Origin of the sequence: Robertmurraya sp. DFI.2.37 (assembly GCF_029211245.1) — a bacterium.
In the GTDB taxonomy this organism is placed as follows: Bacteria; Bacillota; Bacilli; order Bacillales; family Cytobacillaceae; genus Robertmurraya; species Robertmurraya methanolica_A.
In genome coordinates this window covers 117,702-140,686 of sequence record NZ_JARGEJ010000005.1, presented here as the reverse complement: position 1 = coordinate 140,686, position 22,985 = coordinate 117,702, and the positions used below count along the sequence as shown (strand labels likewise).

The following is a 22,985-nucleotide window of genomic DNA, read 5'->3' as shown; positions in this document are numbered from 1 at the left end:
TTGAACAATAGTAAATGGTAACGATCGTTCTCTAAACAGCAAGCTTCACTCGTAATTTGCAGGGGGAACTCGTCGGAAAAGACAGTGATTTACATTCGTTGATTTATTTAACCCACGAAGCACTTCCTTCTCAGGCGTTCCTCACACATCGATCGTACCTTTGCTTCTGAACTGAAAGGAAAAACAGTTCCTCGAACTTCTCGTTCAATAGGCGCTTCATTAGAGCGGATGCGATCACACATCCTCGAGTTTTCAATTTTGAATAGGAGCAGGATTAAACAAGATTGTTGATAAAGTGAGCTAAGGTCAACACCGAAATATAACCATGATAAATAAAAAAAGACTGTAGACAAATCGAGTTTGTTTACAGTCTGAACTCGCCCTATTTGGCGAGCGTCATTATAAAATATGATAGCCTGAATCTACATGAAGATTTTCTCCGGTCATCCCACGGGATAAATTACTAAAGAGGAATAAAGCGGTATCTCCAACCTCTTCAGGTGTTGTCGTTTTTCTTAGCGGAGAACGTTCTTCAATTTCTTTTAGAATTGAATTGAAATCGCTGACTCCTTTTGCTGAGAGAGTACGGATAGGACCTGCTGAAATCGAATTTACCCGAATACCTTGTGGACCAAGATCATTCGCTAAATATTTAACACTTGCGTCCAAGGATGCTTTCGCTACACCCATCACATTGTAATTTTGCACTACCCGCTCTCCGCCTAAATAAGTTAATGTAACAATGCTTCCGCCTTCTGTCATGTATTCTCTTGCCGCTTTCGCAACTGCAGTTAAAGAATAGGAACTCACATTATGCGCTAACAAGAAACCATCACGAGTGGTGTTCATATATTCCCCTTGCAGTTCTTCCTTATTGGCAAAAGCAATACAATGAGCTATACCATGAATCGTCCCGACCTCAGAGTGAATTGTTGCAAAGCATTTTTCAATATCTTCATCAACAGTGACATCGCAAGGTAAAATGAGAGAATGATTCCCCTCTAATGTTGCAACTAGTTCTCTTACACTTTTCTCAAGTCTTTCTCCTACATATGTAAAGATCAATCGCGCTCCAGCATCATGCAAAGAACGAGCGATTCCCCAAGCAATACTGCGTTTATTTGCTACACCCATCACTACTATATTCTTTCCTTCTAACGAAAGAGACATATTCGTTACCTCCTGTTTCATTAATACAAGTTATTAGAACCTGATACTAATTCTAACTGATTTCTTCAAAAAAGAAAAGCAGCAATACAATTCCTAGTATTGCTGCAATTAATATAAGATCATTGACAAAATTCTAATTCTCGTTTTAATTCGTCAACATATTCTTTTGTTCCTGTTACAATTAAACGGTCATTCACTTGCAATTCTGTATCCCCATGTGGAACAAGCGAATCCTTGCCGCGGAATATGCGCACAAAAATGATGTCGCCAGTAAAAGGGAACCTTCTGACGGTCATGCCATCAAATTGATCATTCAGTAAACGGATCTCGTAAAGGGATGTTTCTTGATTTGTTAAAATATTCATCACTCTTGGCGATTCAATTAAAGCTCGAAGCAATGCTTTTGAAGAGTTAAAGACCGAATATACTTCAACTCCTTTTTCTCTTAGCCCTTCCTCTAAATCAGGACTTTCAATCCGGACAATCACCCGTTCGATCCCTTTTTCTTTTACGGCAATAGCAAGAGTTGCATTGATTTCATCACTTCCCGTTGAGACAACCACAATATCAGCAGAAAAGACCTCTGTATTTTCTAACGCTGAAATAGAGAAATCAGTTAGTTCCTTTACCTCAAACAATGAGTTAGCAATTTGAGCGTCTGCTTTTTCCTGTTTTGTATGATAAATGACCGTATCATATAAAGACGACTTTAATTCTCTTGAAATCGGAAGTGTTAATTGATTCGCTCCCACAAAAGCTATTTTCAGCTTTTTCTCTGAAACCGTCTCTTTCGGAAGGAGATTTTTAAAGATAATCGGGGTGATGACACATGAAATTACAGCGACTAATATCAATGTCCCGCTTAATTCGGACGTAATCACACCCATTCTTTCTCCAATCGTTGCTGCTGCAATGACCAGAGACAATGTCGAAGTCAATAAAAAGCCAGCCGCTAAAACAGTCTTTGTGTCATACCATATTTTTAATAAGGCGACTGGGATTAATTTTGAAATTAGCAATGCAAGCAATAGAAGCGGGATCAGCATAAGCATTTTCGGATCGCCAAATAACTGCCATATATCTAAGTCGACTCCCACCATTACGAAGAAAATAGGAATGAGAAAACCATATCCGAATGAGTCAAGCTTATGCACTAACTCCTGATTTGGAGACAGAAGCGATACTAAAACCCCAGCCAAAAAAGCCCCTAAAATATTTTCAGCCCCAACTGTTTCTGAAATGGCAACAAGCAAAATAATTAAAGTGAAGACAGCTCTTGTCCCAATTTGAATCGTTCCAGTGGACATCCCTTCGAGCAGCTTATTGTTCTTAAACCTTTTTCCCACAAAGAATAACAACAAGCCAGCGCCGAATAATACAAGCAATAACCATGTGTTTCCTTGCCCGCCATCATATAAAGAAACAAAGACAGCTAGAAGAACCATCGTAACTAAATCAGCGATTACTGCAATTAAGAGAATAATCTGTCCTATTCCTGTTTTCATCAAACGCGCTTCCTTAAGGGTAGGAACGACCACTCCTAAGGAAATGGTAGAAATGATTAAGGTCATCAGAAAAGCATTTTCTATAATTCCAGCGAGAACGAATAAATAGGAAAGCCCGTATGAGACGATAAAAATGCCAAGAAAAACCATTGTGGCAACAAAAAAGCTGTTCGGCTCGTCCTTCCCATTCGGCAGACGTTCTTTTTTCTTTTTACCGGAGAAAGCTGAGAAATCAATCTCCAACCCACTTAGAAACATTAAAAATATAAAACCAAGAGTAGATAGTGTTTCAAGCCACATATCATCTTGAACAAGATTAAATCCACTTTTTCCAATTACTAGCCCCATTAATATTTCGGCGACAACTACCGGGATAAATGCCAGCTTTAACCGGTGCAAAAACAACGGTGTTAAAAATGCTACGATAATTACAATTACTAGAGATGCAACGGACGCACCATGCTCTTCCATTTTCACTCCCCCTAAACTAATAAAATAAAAAAGCGCCCATTTAATCTCCACTTCGCCATTTATTGTGAACGATCAAACACAGCAATTGATACATGTATAAATGGTACTAAAGCTCTTACTTATGTTGCAACTATTTAGACAGTATAAAATAAAATTAAAAAAAATCAGGCGCTCACTCTGGCATAAGAATCTTTATCGCAAATAGATAAAAACAAATTAGGTGCTAGTTAAATGATTCATGTATAAACGAATGATGATTATACTAATTAGTATCGATATTTTATTAAAGGAGTCAGCATATGCAGATTGATATTATTGGAGATATTCATGGCTGTTTTCAAGAATTTAAAAACTTAACGCTGGAACTCGGTTATCAATGGTCAAAGGGCTTTCCACTTCACCCAGATGGGAGGAAGCTTGCTTTCGTGGGGGATTTAACAGATCGGGGTCCACAATCTTTAAAAGTGATTGAGGTTGTGTGGGAGCTTATCATGAAAGAGAAGAATGCCTTCTATACTCCAGGAAACCATTGCAACAAACTCTATCGCTATTTTCTTGGCAATAAAGTTCAAGTTACCCATGGTTTAGAAACAACAGTTGCAGAATATAATGCGTTAACGCGCAAGGAACAACAGAAAATTCGCACAATGTTTATGCAGTTATATGAGGAAAATCCACTTTATCAAGTATTGGATAATGGTAAGCTTGTTATTGCACATGCGGGAATTCGCGCCGAATATATTGGGAAGCAGCATTCAAAAGTGAAGACTTTTGTATTATACGGGGACATTACCGGTGAAAAACATCCAGATGGCTCTCCAGTTCGACGTGATTGGGCAAAACTCTATCAAGGCGATGCAGCAATCGTTTATGGCCATACTCCAGTACCAAAACCACGCATTATAAATAATACCTATAATATTGATACTGGAGCCGTATTTGGTGGCTATTTAACCGCCCTAAGATATCCAGAGATGACATTCGTTTCTGTTTCTTCCTCAATGCCGTTTATTGCGGAAAAATTTAAGGAATTCAACTAAACTAACCTCTTCATATCTTTCGGCAGTGAAGTTTGAAAGAGTAAAGGCTTTTGAGTTATTGGATGAATAAAGGCAAGACTTCGACAGTGCAAGGCTTGACGGGTTATAGAAGCAGCAGGACCGCCGTAAAGGTCATCACCAAGCAATGGATGGCCAATATGAGATAGATGGACTCTAATTTGATGAGTTCGCCCTGTTTCTAACATCAGCCTTACATGGGCAAAATCCGTCATCTGCTGTAAGACTTCATAATGGGTGCAAGCATACTGTCCATCTTTCTGTACTGTCCTCTCAATAATGCTATCTTTTTTTCGCCCAATTGGTTCTTCAATCGTTCCTTTTTTATGCAAAAATATACCTGCTGCTATGGCCTCATATGTTCTTTTGATGATTCCATGCTTTTGTTGCGTACTTAATAAGTGATGGATATGGCGATGTTTCGCCACCAAAACAAGACCGGATGTATCCCGATCTAGTCTCGTCACAATATGAACTGTTGCGTCATGGTTCTTTTTTTCGTAATAACCGATAATTCCATTTGCAAGGCTTCCTGCTGGGTGCTCTCTTGATGGAATTGTCGATATTCCTGCTTCTTTATTTATAACTAGAACATAGTCATCTTCATAGAGAATATCCAACAGAAGTTCTTCCCCCTTAAGAGAATCACTTCGATTTTCAAGGGGAAACTCAACCACTAAAAGATCTCCCGCTTGCAACGGTCTGCGAACGGTTACCTCATGATTGTTGACGCTAATACGACCGCCAGCAAATTTAATATCCGTTAAGGCGGATTTGGATATGAATTGTTCTTTTAGAAAATCTCTTATAAGTTTTCCGTGATTATCGATGTTAATTTCCCATTGCAGTTGAAACCTAGACACTGTCATTACTCCTATCCCAATATGCAAACGCTATATCCAGCAATAGCATTTCCTTATTCTGAAATAAACGAGTCACGCACTCTTTTCCAAAACGGAAACGGTCTGAATCTCGCAAAACGAATTTTCTCGTCGGCAACTCGGAATTGAATCGATTTTACATCTTTATGAAGCAATGTTAAATGATCAACTGTTATCTGAAAGTCCGCTCCATTTACAGGCTTTAACATGCATGTATGATGAGCAGGCAAAACAAGTGGAGAGCCGACAGTACGAAAAACTCGATTATTTATCGAAGCCATTTCCGCAAGCTGTATAGCTTGAATCGATGGGTGTAAAATCGCTCCCCCCAACGCTTTATTGTAAGCAGTACTACCCGATGGAGTGGACAAGCAAAGCCCGTCTCCGCGAAAGCGTTCAAAATGCTGTCCCCGTATTTCTACATCCATCACTAACGTTGCATCGACACTTTTTACTGTCGATTCATTCAATGCTAAGTAGCGATTTTCTTTCCCACCATGGGAATAACGAATAATTACTTCAAGTAATGGATATTCCACCACTTGAAATGGTGTTTTCGCAATGGCAATAACAAGCTTTTCGATTTCATCTGGAAGCCAATCGGCATAAAATCCTAGATGACCGGTATGAACACCAACAAATGCGGTCTTATGCAAACGACTTTTATAACGATGGAATGCATATAGCAAAGTTCCATCTCCACCGACAGAAATAACGATGTCAGGATTATCCTCGTCATAAACAAGCTTGAAATCAAGTAAATAGGATCTCATTTTATGCATCAACGTATTTGATTTTGAATCCCCTTTTGAGGTTATGGCAAAGTTCATAATTACTGACTCCTCTTTCTGTAGGCTTATTTTAAGAACGTTCACAACAAGCTTTCGTTAATTGTTCTGTGCGATTGCATTCATCGTTTTCCATCTGGCTTCAATTCTTTCTTTCTTGTAAAGAAAGCTTGTGCTTCCTGAATTTCTCCGCGAATTAGGGACATTTCTTCATCCAATCGAAAAGCAGCCTCAGCTGCTCTTTGTAAGCGAAGAAGAATGTCCTCTGGAAACTGTCCTTTATATTTATAATTTAAAGAATGTTCGATTGTCGCCCAAAAATTCATGGCTAATGTCCTAATTTGAATTTCAACAAGAATTTTCTTTTCGCCTGAAATCATTTGAACTGGATAACGAATGACAACATGGTAAGAACGATATCCACTTGCTTTTTTATGAGAAATATAATTTCGCTCCTCCACGATTTCAAAATCATTTCGTTTCCGCAACAGTTCAACAACCAGTTCAATATCATCAACAAACTGACACATCATTCTTAGTCCGGCTATATCTTGCATTTCCGTATCTAATTTATCTAACGGGATCCCCTTCTGGTTCGCCTTATCAAGAATACTGGCAATTGGCTTTACTCTTCCTGTTACAAATTCAATTGGTGAATGATTTGAATTTAAGTCGAATTGTCCCCGCATCCCCTTTAGTTTAATTTTCAATTCGTCAACCGCTTGCTTGTAGGGTGCTAAAAACTGATCCCAATGCTTCACTGTACGTCTCACCTCATCCGATATTTTCTTTCTCCGGAGTGATGGATTGGTCACTCCTTATCTCTATTTGACGGATGGAAGAATAGAAACTTAAAAAAGCGTTTCTACCTTCGTGACCATTGTTTCACCATAATTGCCATTCCCTTTAATATTTTCAATCAGGTATTCCAATTCATCAACAAAAGATGGCAGCTCACAGTGCCCGGAATCATTTTTCAAAAAGACGGGCAACCCCTCTGCCAAGCTATTTTTTAATGAAATCCATAGTTCTTCTTTGATCACTAAATATGTATATTGCTCATTTTTTTCAAGCAGATAGATAAAGGAAACGTCATCAGAATCGACAAGCATTTGACCTAAAGGCTTGAAATCGGCAATTTTGATTTCTTTTTCAACAATTAAATGAAGCTCGTTTTCTTTTGTAATGGTTGCATTAACTACATTCATTTTTTCTCTCATATTTTCAACTCCTATACGATCATATTCTATCACAAACAAACATTTATCACATAATTGATCAATTCGTAAGCAACAAGGAAAAGTGGTATTCTTAAATATATCCCCGTTTAGAAAGGTGAAGTTAATGTCACAAAATATTGAAATTGAATTTAAAAATCTTTTAACTGAAACAGAATTTATCCGTTTAAAAAAATTCTTTCATATAGACGAATCTATGTTCACAAGCCAAGATAACCATTATTTTGATACACCGCAATTTGTATTAAAAGAAAAAGGTTGTGCACTTAGGGTTCGCTTTAAAAATGACAAGTACGAATTAACATTAAAAGAACCGCATGCAGAAGGTTTGTTGGAAACCAATCAAGCCCTCGATCTACGGGAAGCTGAGAAAATTTTGAATCATCATCATATCATTGTCGGTCCAGTACAGGAAAGATTGCGTGCTTTAAATATTCCGCTCGAACAATTAACACTTTTTGGCACGCTCACAACTAAAAGAGCTGAGACAAAATTTCAAAACGGTTTCATTGTTTTAGATTATAGTACCTATTTAAATCAAAGTGATTATGAGTTAGAATATGAGGTAGATGATTATCAATTAGGCAAGGAAAACTTTGAAAACCTACTGAAGCAGCTAGAAATTCCTCAAAGACCTACTGATAATAAGATTCGCCGCTTTTATCAAGCAAAGTATAACGATTACAACGGAAATCCTTGAGGTGAATAAATATGATGAACGTGGAACAGTTAAAGATTATGCTTCAGCTTCAAGCACTACAAAATTTTAATAATTCGCCATCCTCTTCTGGAAATTCAATTTTTCAAGAAATGATGAATGATTTGTTTGCAAATAGCCAAGAGAAGTTATTAAGTGACGCTCCTGTTACCAACAGTAATGAAAGCTCTTTTACACCATTGCCAATGACAGCATCGCTTCCGCCAATTCAGCTGACAAAGCTTGCGCAATCAACATCCGAGAAAACAAACTATGACGAGCTTATTGAAGAGGCAGCCAACAAATATAATCTTCCAGTTGATTTAATTAAATCGGTTATTAAACAGGAATCCAACTTTAATGCCAATGCAGTGAGTTCTGCCGGTGCATCTGGTCTCATGCAATTAATGCCAGGAACAGCAAAACATCTTGGCGTTTCAAACATTTTTGATCCGAGGGAAAATATCCTAGGCGGCAGCAAATATTTGCGGCAAATGCTCGATAAATACAATAACAATATCGAACTCGCATTAGCAGCTTATAATGCCGGTCCTGGAAATGTTGATAAGTACGGCGGCATTCCCCCATTTAAAGAAACGCAGAACTATGTAAAGAAAATCACAAGTAAGTTTTTAGCATAACATAACACCGTCTATTATCACCGGTGATTCAGGTTGCATTGACATGCAGCCTTTTTTATTTTGGCTTTGATATTTATCGGTGGTGATTTTGGCAAAAACTAAAGCTTAGACGAACTGGGCCCCAGAAATCACTTGATTAAGCAGGCAAAATAAACGAGGATTCTCACGACAGACCAGTTAGTGAATGATTAGACTCCTAGGGAAGGCTTGACAATTCGACCAAGAATTCGAGGGAATGGCTTTCCTTCCATCTAGTCGGTCTCGTCAGAAGCGCCGGCTTCGATAAAGGCAAAATCAGCATGTTTTATCGCAAACTCCCCCTTATTTTGACGCCAAACTGACCAGCCCTTGATGATAAGGCTGTTTTTTTGAGTCTTCATTACTAAAAGTCATTCTTCATTTCCATAACCTCTTCAAGCCAATTGTTTGAGATATGACAAACTCATTGATAAAATAAAGTAAGCTTGTAAAACGAATAGTACAAATGACACCTATCTTTTCTCATTGCCTTGTGTTATTGGACAGTTACACTTAACATGGAGCAACTAGGAAAGTAGAATTACACAATATTAATTTTGGCATTCCATGGCATTGATTGCTGTTTTCGGAAGTCGTCTTCATTCTATATTTTCAGGCGTTTAAGCCAAAATTAAAAGGAGTTTTTCAATATGGAACATATGCCTACCCCGTTCGAAGCAATTGGAGAAGAAAAATTAGCTCGACTCATTGATGCATTTTATCGCAGAGTGGAGCAGCATCCCGAGTTGGCACCCATTTTTCCTGCTGAGCTTTCTGAAACAGCACGGAAACAAAAGCAATTTATGACACAATTTTTAGGTGGACCACCTATATATACAGAGGAGCATGGGCATCCTATGCTGCGAGCAAGGCATATGCCATTTCAAATTACAGAATCAAGAGCAAAGGCTTGGTTATCTTGTATGAATGAAGCCATGGACGAAATCGGACTAGATGGAATGATTCGTGAAGCGTTTTTCTCTAGACTTGTGTTAACTGCACAACATATGATTAACAGCCCTGAAAAGGAAGACATGAAAGGTGAAGACTTGTGAACGAAAAAACTTTTACATCATCCAATTCTCATCATTGTCATGGCGCCGAAAAGAAACCAATTGAAATCTATATGTTCATTGACCCATTATGTCCGGAATGCTGGGCTCTTGAACCCATTCTAAAAAAATTACAAATTGAGTACGGACGTTACTTTTCAATAAAGCATGTCTTAAGCGGTCGGCTTGCCATGCTCAATTTAAATAAAAAACAACATTATGAAAACATCGCAGAGCTTTGGGAAAAAACCGCTACAAGAACAGGAATGTCTTGTGATGGTTCTTTATGGTTTGAAAACCCAATTTCCTCTCCCCATATTGTCTCAGTGGCAATTAAAGCAGCTGAGCTTCAAGGAAGAAGAGCGGGAATTCGTTTCTTAAGAAAAGTACAGGAGTGTCTATTTTTAGAGAAACAAAATATTTCCGAGCTTAAGGTACTCGAGGAATGTGCCGAGGATGCAGGTTTAGACGTGGAAGAATTTATTTCTGATATTCATTCAGATAGTGCAGCAAAAGCTTTTCAATGTGATTTAAAAATCACCTCAGAAATGGAAGTGCAAGAAATTCCCACCCTTGTTTTCTTTAATGAGAATATTGAAGAGGAAGGTATAAAGATTACAGGAGTATATCCTTATCAAGTATATGAACAAATATTACGTGAAATGCTTCCATATTCACCAGAAAAATCATATCCACCGCCAATTGAAGATTTTCTGAAATATTTCAAGCTCGTCGCATCAAAGGAAATTGCTGTCGTCTACAGCATGTCGATTCAAGAAGTGGAAAAAGAAATGAAGAAATTAAAACTAAAGCAATTAGTTGAGAAACTCCCCGCAAAATACGGTGTTTTTTGGCGGTATGTTTCAAAATAATTTTAAAGAAAAGACCGTGTAAACATTAAAGTCTACACGGTCTTTTCCTATATAAAACGAACAAAGGGGATGGGAGAAATTTTTCACGGTCAAACAAGGGGTATGTTTGCTTGTGATTAACTTCACGATATAAATATAACATGCATTCGCCCATTCAACAATAAGATTGTGCCTTTTTTCACAATATTGTCAAAAACTAAGTATATATTTTCATTACAACGAATATGATTTATTAAATAGGTGGGAGACTACCACCCCGATCTCTTTTTGCCCAAGCCACACTTAAAATCCATTACATATTTAGGGGAGTTTCACTGTGAAAAAAGTACAAGTATCACTCATGCTTTTATTCATTCTACTGGCTTTCTTCTTTAATATTCTCGGACTTATGGAGCTCGTTTCCATCTTTATTACTGCCCCGATCTTGTTTATTTCCTTATTAATTTTTATTATTTATTTAAATGAACGTAACCGGTTTCGGGGCTTTTAGTTAAATTTCACGTAATTATCGTGCTGCTCAGTTACAAATTTTTCATTAACCGGTTTTTAGGCGATTATACCGGTCTTTCTCTCATTTTTCGGTCTTCAAACCAGCATATCAGTCTTCTCGCCTTTACCCACCGAGTTATAGTTATCAAAAATTCATTCAAAAAGGAGATGGCTCACACTTCGGCCATCCCCTTTTCTTGTTATCCTAATAAATTTTCCATTTCATTGAGCTTTTCTTCAAACACCTTCAAAGCTTCTTCAATCGGCTCTGAGCTTGTCATGTCTACTCCAGCCTTCTTTAAGACTTCAATTGGATAGTCTGAGCTTCCAGACTTCAAGAATTCGATATAACGTTCGACGGCTGGTTGTCCCTCTTCTAATATTTGCTTGCTTAAAGCCGTTGCAGCACTAAAACCTGTTGCATATTGATAGACATAATAATTGTAATAAAAATGGGGAATTCTTGACCACTCTAAGCCAATTTCCTCATCAATAACCATGTTTTCGCTGCCAAAATACTTTACATTTAAATTATAATATTCCTGTGTCAACAGCTCAGCTGTTAAAGGCTCGTTATTTTGTGCTTTTTGATGAATTAAATGTTCAAATTCAGCAAACATCGTCTGACGGAAAACAGTGCCTCTAAAGCCTTCTAGATAATGATTTAATAAATACAATCTCTTTTGCTCGTCATCGATCGTTTTTAACAAGTAATCATTCAAAAGATTTTCATTACATGTAGATGCTACCTCGGCTACAAAGATGGAGTAATCTCCGTACGGAAAAGGTTGTGTCTTGCGGGTATAATAGCTATGGACAGAATGGCCGAACTCATGGGCAAGTGTAAAGAGATTATTTACATTATCCTGCCAATTCATGAGGATATAAGGATTTGTCCCGTACGTACCAGACGAGTAGGCACCACTGCGCTTACCCTTATTTTCATGGACATCGACCCAGCGATTTTCAAAACCTTCTTTAAGAACATTTAAGTAATCCTCACCTAGTGGCGCAAGTCCCTTTAAAATCAGCTCCTGAGCTTCCTCATAAGGAATTTCCATTTTTACGTCTTTAACTAACGGGGTAAATAAGTCATACATATGAAGCTCTTCAAGACCGAGCACCTTCTTTCTCAGCTTCACATAACGGTGAAGAAGTGGAAGATACTTATTAACGGTGTTGACGAGGTTTTCATACACCTCTTCAGGGATATTATTCGCCGCTAAAGCTGCATGTCTTGCTGAACGATAGTTGCGGATTTTTGCATTAAAATTATCCTTTTTCACCTGTCCACTTAGCGTGCTTGAAAACGTATTTTTGAACTTCCCATATGTTCCGTATACAGCTTTAAAGGCATCCTCACGAACACGACGATCTGTACTTTCAAGAAAACGAATATAGCGTCCATGTGTAACCTCGACTTCTTCTCCATTTTCATCCTTTATGCTGGGAAATTCTAAATCCGCATTATTAAGCATTCCAAAAGTATTGCTGGAAGCATCCATTACTTCAGAAGCTTCGGCTAACAGGCTTTCCTGTTCTGCAGACAATACATGGGGGCGCTGTAAATTAATTTCATCCAATGCATGTTCGTACAGCTTAAGCTCCTCTTTTTCCCCCAAAAAAGCTTGTAGCTTATCTTCCTCAATGGAAAGAAGCTCTGGAACAATGTAAGCTAAGGCACTTGCAACCTGGGAGTATAATGCCTTAATACGTCCATCTAATCCTTGATAAAATGAGTTTGTTGTATCTTGGTCGTAACGCATATGGGCATATGTATACAGCTTGCTGATTCGCTCCAAAATATGATCTTGCTTTTGCAATGCCTCATATAAGGTATCTGCACTTTCAGCCAGCTTTCCTTGGTAAGCAGCAACCCCTGGAATTAATTCGGAAACTTCCTGGAATTCTTTCTCCCACGCCTCATCCGTTGCAAAAATATCTTCTAGTCTCCACGTATCTTCAACTTTTATTTCACTTCGTGCTGGAAGCTTTTTAACAGCAGTTTCATTCGACATCATCCGTCCTCCATTCGACAATTATTTCGCAATTCGAAAAATATTTTTTCCTCTTTATTCTATCTCAAGAAGGGGAATTTAACAAATTATAACCGCTCTTCCCCATATAATTTAGAGCTTATGTGCTTTTGTAAAACTCCGTGTAAAAAAACCTATCCTCTTGCATCCATTCCTCCATATTGTTCGCCATTTTCATCGATTTATTGATGATAAAATGATGCTTTTTCACTTTCTTTAATACACCGTTAAACGCCAGTAGTTCCAAGTACTCTTCAATCGCAAAGGGGAGTATATTTCGCTTGATACTTGGTAAACTTCTTCTTTTTATTTTTCCTTTCTGAATCTCAAGTAATACGGTTGTGTATATTTCATGGAAATAAATTCTCTTCCCTTGCTCACATCCGTGAAAATGCTTAAGGAAAATGAGGCCCTGCCAAATAAAGGATGGTGTTTCAATGGCCAAACTATACTTTAGTGGAATGCCGACAAACGGGGGAAGATAATAAGGGTTGAGCGCACTCGAGTATAGCTCTGTCAAAAAATTAGTTGTCTCTTTTGAACGTTTTCCTAAGAGCTTTATTTTAAAGTGTTGCCTCTCTCTCAGCCAATCGCTTATTGGTGGTAACTTCGAAATGTTCGGAGCGAGGAAATCGTCTATTCTTAATTCCATTAGTGGAGTTAACGAAAAATGACAGAAAGCATTTCGTGTGGAGAGGGTCAATAAATTATCAAGTTGGATATATTGATTGGTTTGTGGACAAAAAGCTGGAAGATAAATTTGCTGAAGTTTGTTTTCTTTTAAGAATAGATAGTGAAATGAAGTCAACGATGTTTTATGGGAATGTCTTCGTTGAATATTTTTACCGCCTAAAATCCAAAGTGGCTCAATCGCTAATTTTTGATAACCTTTTGTTCTTTTTCGAAACACTTCCTCAGAAATAGGTGCACATTGGAATTCAATACAATACTGGTGCTGTCCATATGTAAAGGCTAAATCCGCCCTCTGTTTTATTTCTGGGTAATAGTGTTCCAGTTTAACTTCAAGACCTTGTGACTTAATCCATTCATGCAACTTTAATTTACCTGATAAATGATAATCCGATTCTCGCTCATATTCTGGCAAACATTTTGAATTTTTACGATGGGCAAAATGATAAATACGCTTCTCTCCTAGCTTTAAAATAAGCTCATCTCCACATGTTTGGCAATAAAATACCTCTTTTCTCCTTAATGACTCAAGATAGTTTTTATTCATTGTTTCTGCCAATGATACTACTTCACCTGAATGAAGCTTTGCCGTTAGCACGTAACTCTCATCTCCTTTCCCTTAATTATTTCTCCATTTATTTTAGAAACCCTTTCCCTAAAAATGTCTATTATATGGCGATGTTGATTCGATTTACAAATAATGAAGAAACTCTAACAGGACAAAATTGCACAGTACAGCTCACTTTCATTTGCTCTTTAGCGTCAATTACCAGTGAACAATTTCAATAATTTGTGCTGTGAATACTATAAAAAAATTTTTTGAACTAATATATCTGCACTTCTTTATATCTTTCGGCGATCTATTAAATTTATCGGGAAAACGCCAAAATACGAACCAAAAAAAGAATCCTAAAATTTTTAGGATCCTTCTATAAAAATGGGGACAGTAGCCTTGATAATGATTCCATCAAACGATAGCCGAGATGGCGCTTCTTGAATTCCTCTAAATTCAGTAAGCTCGCATCTTGCAAATCAAGTTCAAATTGCCGCGCTAAATTTTTCGTACTTCGCGTATGATAGAGAAAGGCATTCACCTCAAAGTTTAAATGGAAGCTTCTCATATCCATATTTGAAGTCCCAATTGAAGCGATCGAATCATCAACGATCATTAGTTTGCTATGCATAAACCCCTTTTCATATTCATAAATTTTTACACCCGCTTCTAATAGTGCTGGAAAATAGGAGCGTGAAGCGTGAAAAACAATGCGTTTATCCGGTTTATTAGGTACCAATAATTTCACATCAATGCCACTTAATGCTGCAATTTTTATAGCACTAAAAATATCCTCATCAGGAATGAAGTATGGAGATGCAATCCAAACTGATTTTTTTGCTGAAGTGATCATGGAAAAGAAAATATTTTTTATTACACTCCATTCATTGTCAGGTCCCCCCGCAATTAGCTGGACTCCACCATGATCATTCTCGATTAAAAGAGGCGACAAATACTCAGCGGTTAAAAGGCTCTTTCCCGTCATGTAATACCAGTCTTGTAAAAAAATAAGCTGTAAAGAACGGACAGCCTCTCCCCTTATCCATAAGTGGGTATCTCGCCAATGGCCAAAATGCCTACTCCATCCTAAATATTCATCACCGATATTTAGACCTCCAACAAAGCCAATGCTTCCATCAATGACAATGATCTTCCTATGATTGCGAAAGTTAAACTTATTATTTAAAAACGGAATATGAACTGGACCGAATGGAATCATCTCTATTCCGGCTGTCCTCATCTCTTTTATATAGCCTTTGGAAAGCATCCAGGAACCGACAGCATCATAAAGAAAGCGGACTTTCACTCCTTCACGAACCTTTGAAATTAATATATCCTTAAGCTTTGAACCAATTTGGTCATGGCGGACAATATAATATTCAAGATGTATATGGTGAGTGGCCTGTTTAAGAGCGTGAATAATTTCTTTGAAAGTTTCTTCACCATTGGTTAATATTCGTGTTTCTGTCCGAAAGGAAATGGGACTGTTGCCTAACTTTTGAGCGAGAAAAAATAACTTCTTTTCATCTGGTGCCATTTCCTCTACTCTTTCAACAATGGAATAATCGATATCCCCTTCAATCTTTAAAAACGTCTGTTTGTCCAATAAATATTTTTCCCTGAACATCTTCTCCTTGCTGTGGTTTCTTCCAAAAAGCAGATAAAAAATAAATCCGATTAATGGAAAGCTACCTAACACCACTAACCACGTTAAAGTTTGACTTGGGTGGCGATTTTCCAAGAAAATGACAAAACCAATAAAAACAACAGAAAGGGTAATGATAATACTAGTATAGCCAAGCAATCCTCCCTCAATATGTTCATGAAAAAGATAATATAGCATAGATAGAATAGCTAGGAAAAAAAGGACCCTCACTGTGTTTTTCAAATGCCTTCACCTCCGCTAGCTCCATCCTTCATATTCAGCCTTTATCAACATAGCACGGGCATTGGATTAATAAGGCGAAGGAGTAAACAGGTAAAAAAATACCGATCTCATGACTGAAATCGGCAACTTTTAATTGAAATACTTTCTTAGTTCTGCAAAAACATTTTCAGCTATGATAAGCTTTCCATACTCTTCAACTCGATGGAATGTCACTTGTGTTTCCACTCCATATTCAAGAAGAATACTCAAGCAATCATCAACGTCATCCTCTTCAAACTCATCCTCATGAAATTCAATAAATAAATAATATTTTCCTTCAAAGGAATAAAGTTTTGTATCTAACGCGTCAAGAATATTACGATTTGCTAAAGCGATCAAATCTTCAAAATCATTGAAGGCAATTAAAAACTCTAATGATTCCTCTAACTCCCCATCAAGTTCAACATTTTTTGTCGTAAAATGTTGATCAAGCAGTTCTTCAATTCTGTCATCCACAGGAAGATCCTTATACTTATCCTCTGGTATAGGAAGTTCAAATTTTTGCCCATCTTTAGATACTTGTGCCTTCGTCACAAGAACTTCAAGCCCTTTATCCAATGCTTGTACTTGAATCCAAAGCGGGCCTTCAATCATGAATTCTTCCTCTTGGTGGATTTCATCCATCATTTCCCAAAATAATTCTTCACTTCGTTCCCGGTTATACCAAATTTCTTCCCGATCAAAACCTCGTTCTTCTATATCAACGTATGAAATGTAAAACTTTACTGTATGATCATTAATTCGTTCTATTTCCATCAAGTAACCTCTCCCTTCTTGCATTATTGGAAGGGAATATATACCCCCATGCAGAACATGTTACCCCTTATCCGTCATTTTAATCTTAAAAATGATATGTGACCTTGTACTTATATTTTATGATAAAAATAAGATAAAGGGAAATAAAATATGATGGAATTCTAAAAACCATTATATGCCTAGTATTGTTCAAATAATCAATAAGAACCTCATTTGTTGTATCTTAACAAAAAAAATGGATCCTCACAATCATTTAAGCTTATTCTTTACCATATATAAGGAATTTCACAAAATCGTTTTATTTTGCCATTCTTTTATCTTTTTAATGTGTGACAATTTAATAATTGGAGTGTTCCTACTGTTAAGGCTTATTATAACCTTTAAGGGAAAACAAAATAAGTCATTCGATAAAAATCAAAAAATTCCCCTGTGCTAGACAAAAGGTTGAGCTAAACCTATCTTAAATAAGAAAAAACCTTCGATCCAAATGATCGAAGGTTACTCGTTAGTTAACAAGACGCCGAGCCTCTTGAAGTTGAAATGTCCGAACCTTTCTAGGTAGGAAACGGCGAATTTCATCTTCATTATAGCCTACTTGAAGACGCTTTTCGTCAATAATAATTGGACGTCTAAGCAGACCAGGATTATCCTTAATGAGCTCCAATAAATCTTGAAGTGGCATTGTTTCCAAATTCACATTCAATTTTTGGAATGTTTTTGATCGCGTTGAAATTATTTCATCTGTTCCATCCTCAGTCATACGAAGAATTTCTTTAATTTCTTCTATCGTCAAAGGTTCGGAAAAAACATTGCGCTCTTGATAAGGAATTTCATGCTCTTCAAGCCAAGCCTTTGCTTTTCGGCAAGATGTGCAACTAGGTGAAGTGTATAATGTAACCATTTTAATTCACACTCCTTCAGATTCGACAAAATCGAAAAATCTATATTAGATTCATTCTCATTTGAGTACTAAATTAAAATTACTATAAATAAGTAATTTCTATTGTTTTATTATACACCAATATTGACTAAAAAGGTATAGTTTTTTTGCGGAATACAGAGAATGTTTTTTTGACAAAGCCTGTTTTATAGCACTCTTTATATAAGACGAATGAGTTGCGGAAAAGTTTCACTTTTTATCAAAAATCGTTAAATTTTTTTTAAAAGAATTTTTAATGCTGTTCCGTTTTTTATCTTAAATTCTCAATTAAATGGATGAATTGAAAAAAACTATAGATCCTTTAACATATCCTCTCTGTCATCATCTTCTTGAAAGGTTAATACCTCTTCCACAGGTTGATAGGAAGAACCGTAAATTTCTTGATCCTTATATGTGTGAATTTGTTTATATGTTTTACCCATCGCCTCATAAATCATTTCTTCACTTTCGCCGCTCGGAGTCCAATATAAAATTTCCATCTGATTTATTTCGTTTGTAGCAAGGGAACGTCTTCGGTATCCAATCGACTGGGCATGTTGAAATCCTTCCCTTTTATAGAAGCGCAATCGCTTCTCAGAATCACTGTCTTCATAATCAACAGGCTCTACTTCAAGTATAATCGGTTTTTCTTTACGCTTTAATTTTTCAAGCAGTTTATGTCCCAGTCCTTGTCCTCTCGCATCCTTTGATACGAATAAGTAGTCAATAAAAACAAAATAATCAAACTCAGCATACATCAAAACGTGGAGAGGACCTTCATCCTTATGATAAATATCTGAACGTTCCTGCAATAACGTCTCCATATGTTCCTTTGATTTCATTTCTTCAATCGGAAAATACTGATTGAGTTTCTCGTACCAGTGCATGGTTCATCTCCTTTATCTCGTACAAAATGATTTCTTTTTAAACTTTCCCTATTATTTTCCTCATAAACCAATTTTATTAACACATCTCATAATTTTCTCTTTTCTTCAATATAAACTTCTTTTACAATGAAGGTAGGGGATCATTACAGTTTGTATGAGGATAATTAAAATAAATACAGGGGGGTTAACCATGCCTGGGTACATAATGGACTTAACCATAGTTGCTGTTCTCATTATTGGAATAACAGCGTTGATGGGAGTACTTTTAAATGGAATCGGTACCAAAGTGTTTGGTGGGAAAAACAAATCGGAGTTCGTTGATAAATCAGAAAAAATTCAAACCGGCTGGAAGAGTGTCGGAGGATTCAAAAAATAATTAAATAACAAAAATGGCAGGTGCTTACATAAACACCTGCCATTTTTGTTACTCTTATTAACAGTACTAGTTGCATCTCAAGGTGTATAGTCTACATTCTTACTATAGGTGTTAGCAGCATTCCATAAAAGAAACTCATTGATACCGTGATCGTTTAAAGCCCTTATTTGCGCTTCAACCTCGGCCTTACCATATTTTTTATAATTTCCTTTCCCTAACCAAGTGGCTGTAAAATCTTGAAGCCACGGTCTGGATATCGGAGGATTTTCAAGGTTAGATAAAATATTGCTTTCCAGCTTTGCATATTCAGAGACGAGCTTGTACGGCTCCAAATCAGGCTTGCTAATACCAAAATAAGAAGTCCAATGACTAGGATAAATCATCGAGGAAATAACATCAATATGCTCGCTTATTTTCGAGAAATTTTGTCCAATTCCCGGAGCTTCAGGCAATGTTGCCGTATATCCGAAAATATCGACTGATACTTTAACTGAGAATGGCTCAAGCTTCTTTTTCGCATAGGCGATAAAATCGGTAACTGCTTGTACCCTTTTTTGCGTATCGTCCCCCTGTGATTTCTCATAATTGCCCATTGAATATTGCAATTTCTTGTCTCTTGTTTCAAAACCTTCTGGAAAACGGACATAATCAAACTGAATTTCTTGGAAACCCATTTTTGCAGCTTCTATCGCAATTTCAACATTATAATCCCAAACCTCTTGTAAAAACGGATTGACAAAAGATTCTCCACGACTATTCACCCATACTTTAGAACCATTTTTAAAAGATAGCTCAGGCTTTGCCGTTGCTAAAACAGTATCCTTAAAGACGACGATGCGAGCAATCGGATATATTTTCTTTTGCTCCAACGTTTTTAACATTTGCGTTGGATTCTTAATATAATTCTTTCCAATTTTTTTATATGGTGAGGAGTCATCGGGAGTGTACGTAAGATTGCCCCAATCATCTTTTATATCTATAACCATCGAATTTAAATCCGAGTTCTCGGTGAGATTAATCAACTGCTTAAATTTTCCACTTCCAGCAGAATGACCAGTAACATATATGCCTCTTACAGCATCCGGGTATTCAAACTGAAAACCGCTTTGATATTCAAAACGCTTCATTTCGCTCGGTAAACTTTTCACTAAAGAGATATGCTCACGCAGTGACTGCAACTTCGGTTGATGTGCATTTTTTTCAGGTGCAGCAAAAGCGCTAGTTTCAAGAATCAAGGCAAGTATCGTAACAACAAAAACAGGACGAAGAAATTTCATAAATATCCCCTTTTCCTCGCTGACTTTGATAAAGCAGGAGTTCTTTTTCTATTCTATTTTAACGTTTCTTTGCCCTTAGATCTATTCGACATTTGTCGATTTCATCTATTTTGTAAAGAAGCGATAACCCCATTGAACTTCATTCTTACAAAAACAAATCCTTATATTTCTTATTGTAAATCAAATCAGCTTTTTTTAACGTGGTGCTTTTCACTTCAACTGTTTGTTTTTGCTAAAGACTATGTGAAATCGTTGATTTCATGTCGGAAAGGACGTCTTTAAACAAAAGAAGTGGCGATAAACGAATCGTTTGTCGCCACTTTCTTTTGTTTTTTTTACTGTAAGTAGGTGGAGGCTTCCCAACACTATTGAAATACTTGTGGACTATTGTCACAACAAGCCAAACTACTCATTCAATCTGTTAGTTGACCAAATTTAAGAACAATCAGTTTGCACCATTTTCTCGTCGGAATCCATCCCGCAGATTATCCACCAAGAGCTCTTAATAGCAACCCCTGTATGAGGGCAAATTTCATATCAAATCCAACCAAGTTTTTCGGAAAAAGTTTGCACAGAAATAGATAAAGTCCGGATCAGCGTGTGAAAAGAAAAAGGAGTCAAATCAAATCCCTTTTACCCAACGTAAAAACATTGTGGAGAGAATTAACTATGACTCATTTTCCTTTTATTATTTTGCATATTGAGTTTTATACTGTTCCCATTCCTTAACTGAGCATTGAACAAAATGTCCGGGCTTTACTTCACGGAATTGGACATCATCATCTTCAGTGTATTGATGAACGCTTGGATTATATGTTTTACGTTTACGATTGCGTTCATAATTTGGATCTGGTAATGGAATTGCCGATAATAAAGATTGTGTGTATGGATGAATCGGGTTTTGATAAAGTTCGTCGGCTGGAGCAAGCTCGACTAGTTTCCCAAAATACATAACACCAATTCGATCACTAATGTATTTGACCATGGAAAGATCATGGGCAATAAATAAATAGGTAAGCCCCTTTTCTTTTTGCAGTTTTTTCATTAAATTAACGACCTGTGCTTGAATTGAAACATCGAGTGCAGAAATTGGTTCGTCTGCAATAATAAATTCAGGTTCTACAGCAAGAGCACGAGCAATCCCGATGCGCTGCCTCTGACCGCCTGAAAACTCATGGGGATAACGATTCGCATGCTCTTTATTTAAACCGACCGTTTCTAATAATTCCACAACTCTTCTCTTGCGCTCTTCTTTTGACTTAGCAAGACCATGAATATCAATACCTTCCGCAATGATATCAGACACTTTCATCCTTGGGTTTAAGGATGCTTGTGGATCTTGGAAAATCATCTGCATTTTTCGATTGAATTCTTTTAATTCAGCCTTTGATTTTTTTCCATGAACATTGACGCCATTAAAGAGCACTTCTCCATCTGTGGCATCGTAAAGGCGGATAATTGTCCTTCCAGTAGTTGACTTTCCACAACCAGATTCACCCACTAGCCCTAACGTTTCACCACGATAAATATCAAAAGAGATGTCATTCACCGCTCTTACTTCATTAGCTTTGCCAATGTTGAAATACTGCTTTAAATTTTTAATTTCTACTAATTTTTCAGTCGTCGCCATCTTAGTTCCCCTCCTTCATTTCAAGGAATTCACGTTGACGCCTTTTCACTGCTGGAGGCGGTTCTACTTTTGGAGCATCTGGATGCAGCAGCCATGTTGCCGCATAGTGCGTATCAGACACCTTGTACATAGGCGGTTGCTTTTCTAAGTCGATTTTCATGGCGTAAGCATTACGCGGTGCAAAAGCATCCCCTTTTGGTGGATGGAGCAAATCAGGTGGAGTACCTGGAATAGCGTACAGTTCTTCGTCATCCGAATCAAGTGTTGGCATGGAACTAATTAAGCCCCAAGTATACGGATGTTGAGGATTATAAAAAATCTCATCAACGGTTCCGATTTCCACTATCTTTCCACCGTACATAACCGCCACACGGTCGGCAACATTTGCTACAACACCCAAATCATGGGTAATGAAAATAATCGACGTATCAATTTTCTTCTGTAAATCCTTCATCAATTCCAAAATTTGCGCTTGGATCGTAACATCTAGAGCTGTTGTCGGTTCGTCTGCAATCAGTACCTTTGGATTACACGCTAGCGCAATGGCAATAACAACACGCTGACGCATTCCACCTGAGAATTGATGTGGATATTGCTCAAAACGCACTTCTGGATTCGCGATCCCAACTAGTTCAAGGATTTCAATTGCCCGTTTTTTCGCTGCCGACTTACTAAGCTTCTGATGCTTGACAATCGGTTCAATAATCTGTTTTCCAATTTTCATCGTCGGATTTAACGATGTCATCGGATCCTGAAAAATCATGGAGATTTCTTTTCCTCTAAGCTTCTGCATGGCCTTATCAGAAAGCTTTGCGAGATCCTTTCCATCAAAAAGAATTTCTCCCGCTTTTATTTCAGAGTTGGACTCTGGCAATAAACGCATGAGCGCTTTCGTTGTCACTGATTTACCTGAACCGGATTCCCCAACGATGGCTAATGTTTCACCTTTTAAAAGATCAAAATTCACTCCACGAATAGCTTGTACCTCTCCACTGAATGTATGGAATGAAATATGCAAATCCTTTACTTCTAAAATCTTTTCCATATTTTTTTC

The 22,985-nt window shown here is 37.3% G+C and carries 22 protein-coding genes; 7 read left to right on the top strand and 15 right to left on the bottom strand.

Going from position 1 to position 22,985, the window contains the following annotated elements:
• Positions 1-399: 399 nt before the first annotated feature.
• Together fabI and PZE06_RS04625 are read right to left on the bottom strand one after the other, a co-directional pair.
• On the bottom strand, positions 400-1,170 hold the full coding sequence (gene fabI, locus PZE06_RS04630) for an enoyl-ACP reductase FabI (RefSeq protein WP_150914528.1): 771 nt from the start codon (positions 1,168-1,170) through the stop codon (positions 400-402).
• Between the two features lie 119 nt (positions 1,171-1,289).
• A complete protein-coding gene (locus tag PZE06_RS04625) occupies positions 1,290-3,146 on the bottom strand; it encodes a monovalent cation:proton antiporter family protein (protein WP_150914530.1) in 1,857 nt (618 codons plus the stop codon).
• Between the two features lie 299 nt (positions 3,147-3,445).
• On the opposite strand from PZE06_RS04625, the gene prpE reads away from it, so the two are divergent.
• Complete coding sequence (gene prpE / locus PZE06_RS04620; RefSeq protein WP_150914533.1) at positions 3,446-4,186, top strand: bis(5'-nucleosyl)-tetraphosphatase PrpE; 741 nt, start codon at positions 3,446-3,448, stop codon at positions 4,184-4,186.
• On the opposite strand, the gene PZE06_RS04615 is transcribed toward prpE, so the two are convergent.
• The 4 genes from PZE06_RS04615 to PZE06_RS04600 all read right to left on the bottom strand — a co-directional run bounded on the left by PZE06_RS04615 (position 4,183) and on the right by PZE06_RS04600 (position 7,093).
• The gene (locus PZE06_RS04615) at positions 4,183-5,067 is read right to left on the bottom strand and encodes an RluA family pseudouridine synthase (protein WP_150914535.1); all 885 of its coding nucleotides are present in this window, start codon (positions 5,065-5,067) and stop codon (positions 4,183-4,185) included. The genes prpE and PZE06_RS04615 overlap by 4 nt on opposite strands.
• 53 nt (positions 5,068-5,120) lie before the next feature.
• Positions 5,121-5,915 (bottom strand): NAD kinase, encoded by a 795-nt coding sequence (locus PZE06_RS04610; RefSeq protein WP_095310088.1) that lies wholly within the window; start codon positions 5,913-5,915, stop codon positions 5,121-5,123.
• 80 nt (positions 5,916-5,995) lie between these two features.
• Positions 5,996-6,634 carry a GTP diphosphokinase gene (gene yjbM, locus PZE06_RS04605; protein ID WP_150914537.1) on the bottom strand — a complete coding sequence of 213 codons (639 nt, stop codon included), beginning with the start codon at positions 6,632-6,634 and terminating at the stop codon, positions 5,996-5,998.
• A gap of 90 nt (positions 6,635-6,724) precedes the next feature.
• Positions 6,725-7,093 (bottom strand): UPF0738 family protein, encoded by a 369-nt coding sequence (locus PZE06_RS04600; protein WP_150914539.1) that lies wholly within the window; start codon positions 7,091-7,093, stop codon positions 6,725-6,727.
• Positions 7,094-7,217: 124 nt separating this feature from the next.
• On the opposite strand from PZE06_RS04600, the gene PZE06_RS04595 reads away from it, so the two are divergent.
• The 5 genes from PZE06_RS04595 to PZE06_RS04575 all read left to right on the top strand — a co-directional run bounded on the left by PZE06_RS04595 (position 7,218) and on the right by PZE06_RS04575 (position 10,881).
• Complete coding sequence (locus tag PZE06_RS04595; protein ID WP_150914541.1) at positions 7,218-7,811, top strand: CYTH domain-containing protein; 594 nt, start codon at positions 7,218-7,220, stop codon at positions 7,809-7,811.
• A gap of 14 nt (positions 7,812-7,825) precedes the next feature.
• Positions 7,826-8,449, top strand: a complete 624-nt coding sequence (locus PZE06_RS04590; protein WP_150914691.1) for a lytic transglycosylase domain-containing protein — start codon at positions 7,826-7,828, stop codon at positions 8,447-8,449.
• 668 nt (positions 8,450-9,117) lie between these two features.
• Positions 9,118-9,522, top strand: coding sequence for a globin domain-containing protein (locus PZE06_RS04585; RefSeq protein ID WP_150914543.1), 405 nt, complete (start codon positions 9,118-9,120; stop codon positions 9,520-9,522).
• The gene (locus PZE06_RS04580; protein WP_150914545.1) at positions 9,519-10,391 is read left to right on the top strand and encodes a ClpXP adapter SpxH family protein; all 873 of its coding nucleotides are present in this window, start codon (positions 9,519-9,521) and stop codon (positions 10,389-10,391) included. Before PZE06_RS04585 ends, PZE06_RS04580 begins: the two co-directional genes overlap by 4 nt.
• A gap of 316 nt (positions 10,392-10,707) precedes the next feature.
• Entirely contained in the window at positions 10,708-10,881 is a 174-nt protein-coding gene (locus tag PZE06_RS04575; RefSeq protein ID WP_191963151.1) for a hypothetical protein, read from the top strand.
• A 199-nt stretch (positions 10,882-11,080) separates the two neighbouring features.
• Here the strand turns inward: PZE06_RS04575 and pepF are convergent, their stop codons facing one another.
• The 6 genes from pepF to PZE06_RS04545 form a co-directional block, all read right to left on the bottom strand.
• A complete protein-coding gene (gene pepF / locus PZE06_RS04570; RefSeq protein WP_150914548.1) occupies positions 11,081-12,898 on the bottom strand; it encodes an oligoendopeptidase F in 1,818 nt (605 codons plus the stop codon).
• A gap of 118 nt (positions 12,899-13,016) precedes the next feature.
• Complete coding sequence (locus PZE06_RS04565) at positions 13,017-14,204, bottom strand: competence protein CoiA (RefSeq protein WP_150914550.1); 1,188 nt, start codon at positions 14,202-14,204, stop codon at positions 13,017-13,019.
• Positions 14,205-14,535: 331 nt separating this feature from the next.
• A complete protein-coding gene (gene cls / locus PZE06_RS04560) occupies positions 14,536-16,047 on the bottom strand; it encodes a cardiolipin synthase (RefSeq protein WP_150914552.1) in 1,512 nt (503 codons plus the stop codon).
• A gap of 129 nt (positions 16,048-16,176) precedes the next feature.
• On the bottom strand, positions 16,177-16,842 hold the full coding sequence (gene mecA, locus PZE06_RS04555) for an adaptor protein MecA (RefSeq protein WP_150914554.1): 666 nt from the start codon (positions 16,840-16,842) through the stop codon (positions 16,177-16,179).
• Positions 16,843-17,347: 505 nt separating this feature from the next.
• Entirely contained in the window at positions 17,348-17,743 is a 396-nt protein-coding gene (gene spxA / locus PZE06_RS04550; RefSeq protein ID WP_150914556.1) for a transcriptional regulator SpxA, read from the bottom strand.
• A 329-nt stretch (positions 17,744-18,072) separates the two neighbouring features.
• Entirely contained in the window at positions 18,073-18,648 is a 576-nt protein-coding gene (locus PZE06_RS04545; RefSeq protein ID WP_150914558.1) for a GNAT family N-acetyltransferase, read from the bottom strand.
• A gap of 190 nt (positions 18,649-18,838) precedes the next feature.
• Here PZE06_RS04545 and PZE06_RS04540 point away from each other — a divergent pair, with 190 nt between their 5' ends.
• The gene (locus PZE06_RS04540; RefSeq protein WP_095310064.1) at positions 18,839-19,024 is read left to right on the top strand and encodes a hypothetical protein; all 186 of its coding nucleotides are present in this window, start codon (positions 18,839-18,841) and stop codon (positions 19,022-19,024) included.
• Between the two features lie 77 nt (positions 19,025-19,101).
• Here PZE06_RS04540 and PZE06_RS04535 read toward each other — a convergent pair whose 3' ends face one another.
• The 3 genes from PZE06_RS04535 to PZE06_RS04525 all read right to left on the bottom strand — a co-directional run bounded on the left by PZE06_RS04535 (position 19,102) and on the right by PZE06_RS04525 (position 22,976).
• Entirely contained in the window at positions 19,102-20,301 is a 1,200-nt protein-coding gene (locus tag PZE06_RS04535) for a putative glycoside hydrolase (RefSeq protein WP_095310062.1), read from the bottom strand.
• A gap of 688 nt (positions 20,302-20,989) precedes the next feature.
• Positions 20,990-21,931, bottom strand: coding sequence for an ABC transporter ATP-binding protein (locus tag PZE06_RS04530; protein ID WP_095310060.1), 942 nt, complete (start codon positions 21,929-21,931; stop codon positions 20,990-20,992).
• A gap of 1 nt (position 21,932) precedes the next feature.
• A complete protein-coding gene (locus tag PZE06_RS04525) occupies positions 21,933-22,976 on the bottom strand; it encodes an ABC transporter ATP-binding protein (protein WP_095310057.1) in 1,044 nt (347 codons plus the stop codon).
• Between the last annotated feature and the right edge of the window lie 9 nt (positions 22,977-22,985).

Coding starts and splice junctions, on each gene's coding strand:
- PZE06_RS04590 (WP_150914691.1), top strand. CDS start 7,826: ATGAACGTGGAACAGTTAAAGATTATGCTTCAGCTTCAAGCACTACAA.
- mecA (WP_150914554.1), bottom strand. CDS start 16,842: ATGGAAATAGAACGAATTAATGATCATACAGTAAAGTTTTACATTTCA.
- spxA (WP_150914556.1), bottom strand. CDS start 17,743: ATGGTTACATTATACACTTCACCTAGTTGCACATCTTGCCGAAAAGCA.
- prpE (WP_150914533.1), top strand. CDS start 3,446: ATGCAGATTGATATTATTGGAGATATTCATGGCTGTTTTCAAGAATTT.
- PZE06_RS04545 (WP_150914558.1), bottom strand. CDS start 18,648: ATGCACTGGTACGAGAAACTCAATCAGTATTTTCCGATTGAAGAAATG.
- PZE06_RS04585 (WP_150914543.1), top strand. CDS start 9,118: ATGGAACATATGCCTACCCCGTTCGAAGCAATTGGAGAAGAAAAATTA.
- fabI (WP_150914528.1), bottom strand. CDS start 1,170: ATGTCTCTTTCGTTAGAAGGAAAGAATATAGTAGTGATGGGTGTAGCA.
- PZE06_RS04610 (WP_095310088.1), bottom strand. CDS start 5,915: ATGAACTTTGCCATAACCTCAAAAGGGGATTCAAAATCAAATACGTTG.
- PZE06_RS04595 (WP_150914541.1), top strand. CDS start 7,218: ATGTCACAAAATATTGAAATTGAATTTAAAAATCTTTTAACTGAAACA.
- PZE06_RS04535 (WP_095310062.1), bottom strand. CDS start 20,301: ATGAAATTTCTTCGTCCTGTTTTTGTTGTTACGATACTTGCCTTGATT.
- pepF (WP_150914548.1), bottom strand. CDS start 12,898: ATGTCGAATGAAACTGCTGTTAAAAAGCTTCCAGCACGAAGTGAAATA.
- PZE06_RS04540 (WP_095310064.1), top strand. CDS start 18,839: ATGCCTGGGTACATAATGGACTTAACCATAGTTGCTGTTCTCATTATT.
- PZE06_RS04625 (WP_150914530.1), bottom strand. CDS start 3,146: ATGGAAGAGCATGGTGCGTCCGTTGCATCTCTAGTAATTGTAATTATC.
- PZE06_RS04525 (WP_095310057.1), bottom strand. CDS start 22,976: ATGGAAAAGATTTTAGAAGTAAAGGATTTGCATATTTCATTCCATACA.
- PZE06_RS04530 (WP_095310060.1), bottom strand. CDS start 21,931: ATGGCGACGACTGAAAAATTAGTAGAAATTAAAAATTTAAAGCAGTAT.
- PZE06_RS04600 (WP_150914539.1), bottom strand. CDS start 7,093: ATGAGAGAAAAAATGAATGTAGTTAATGCAACCATTACAAAAGAAAAC.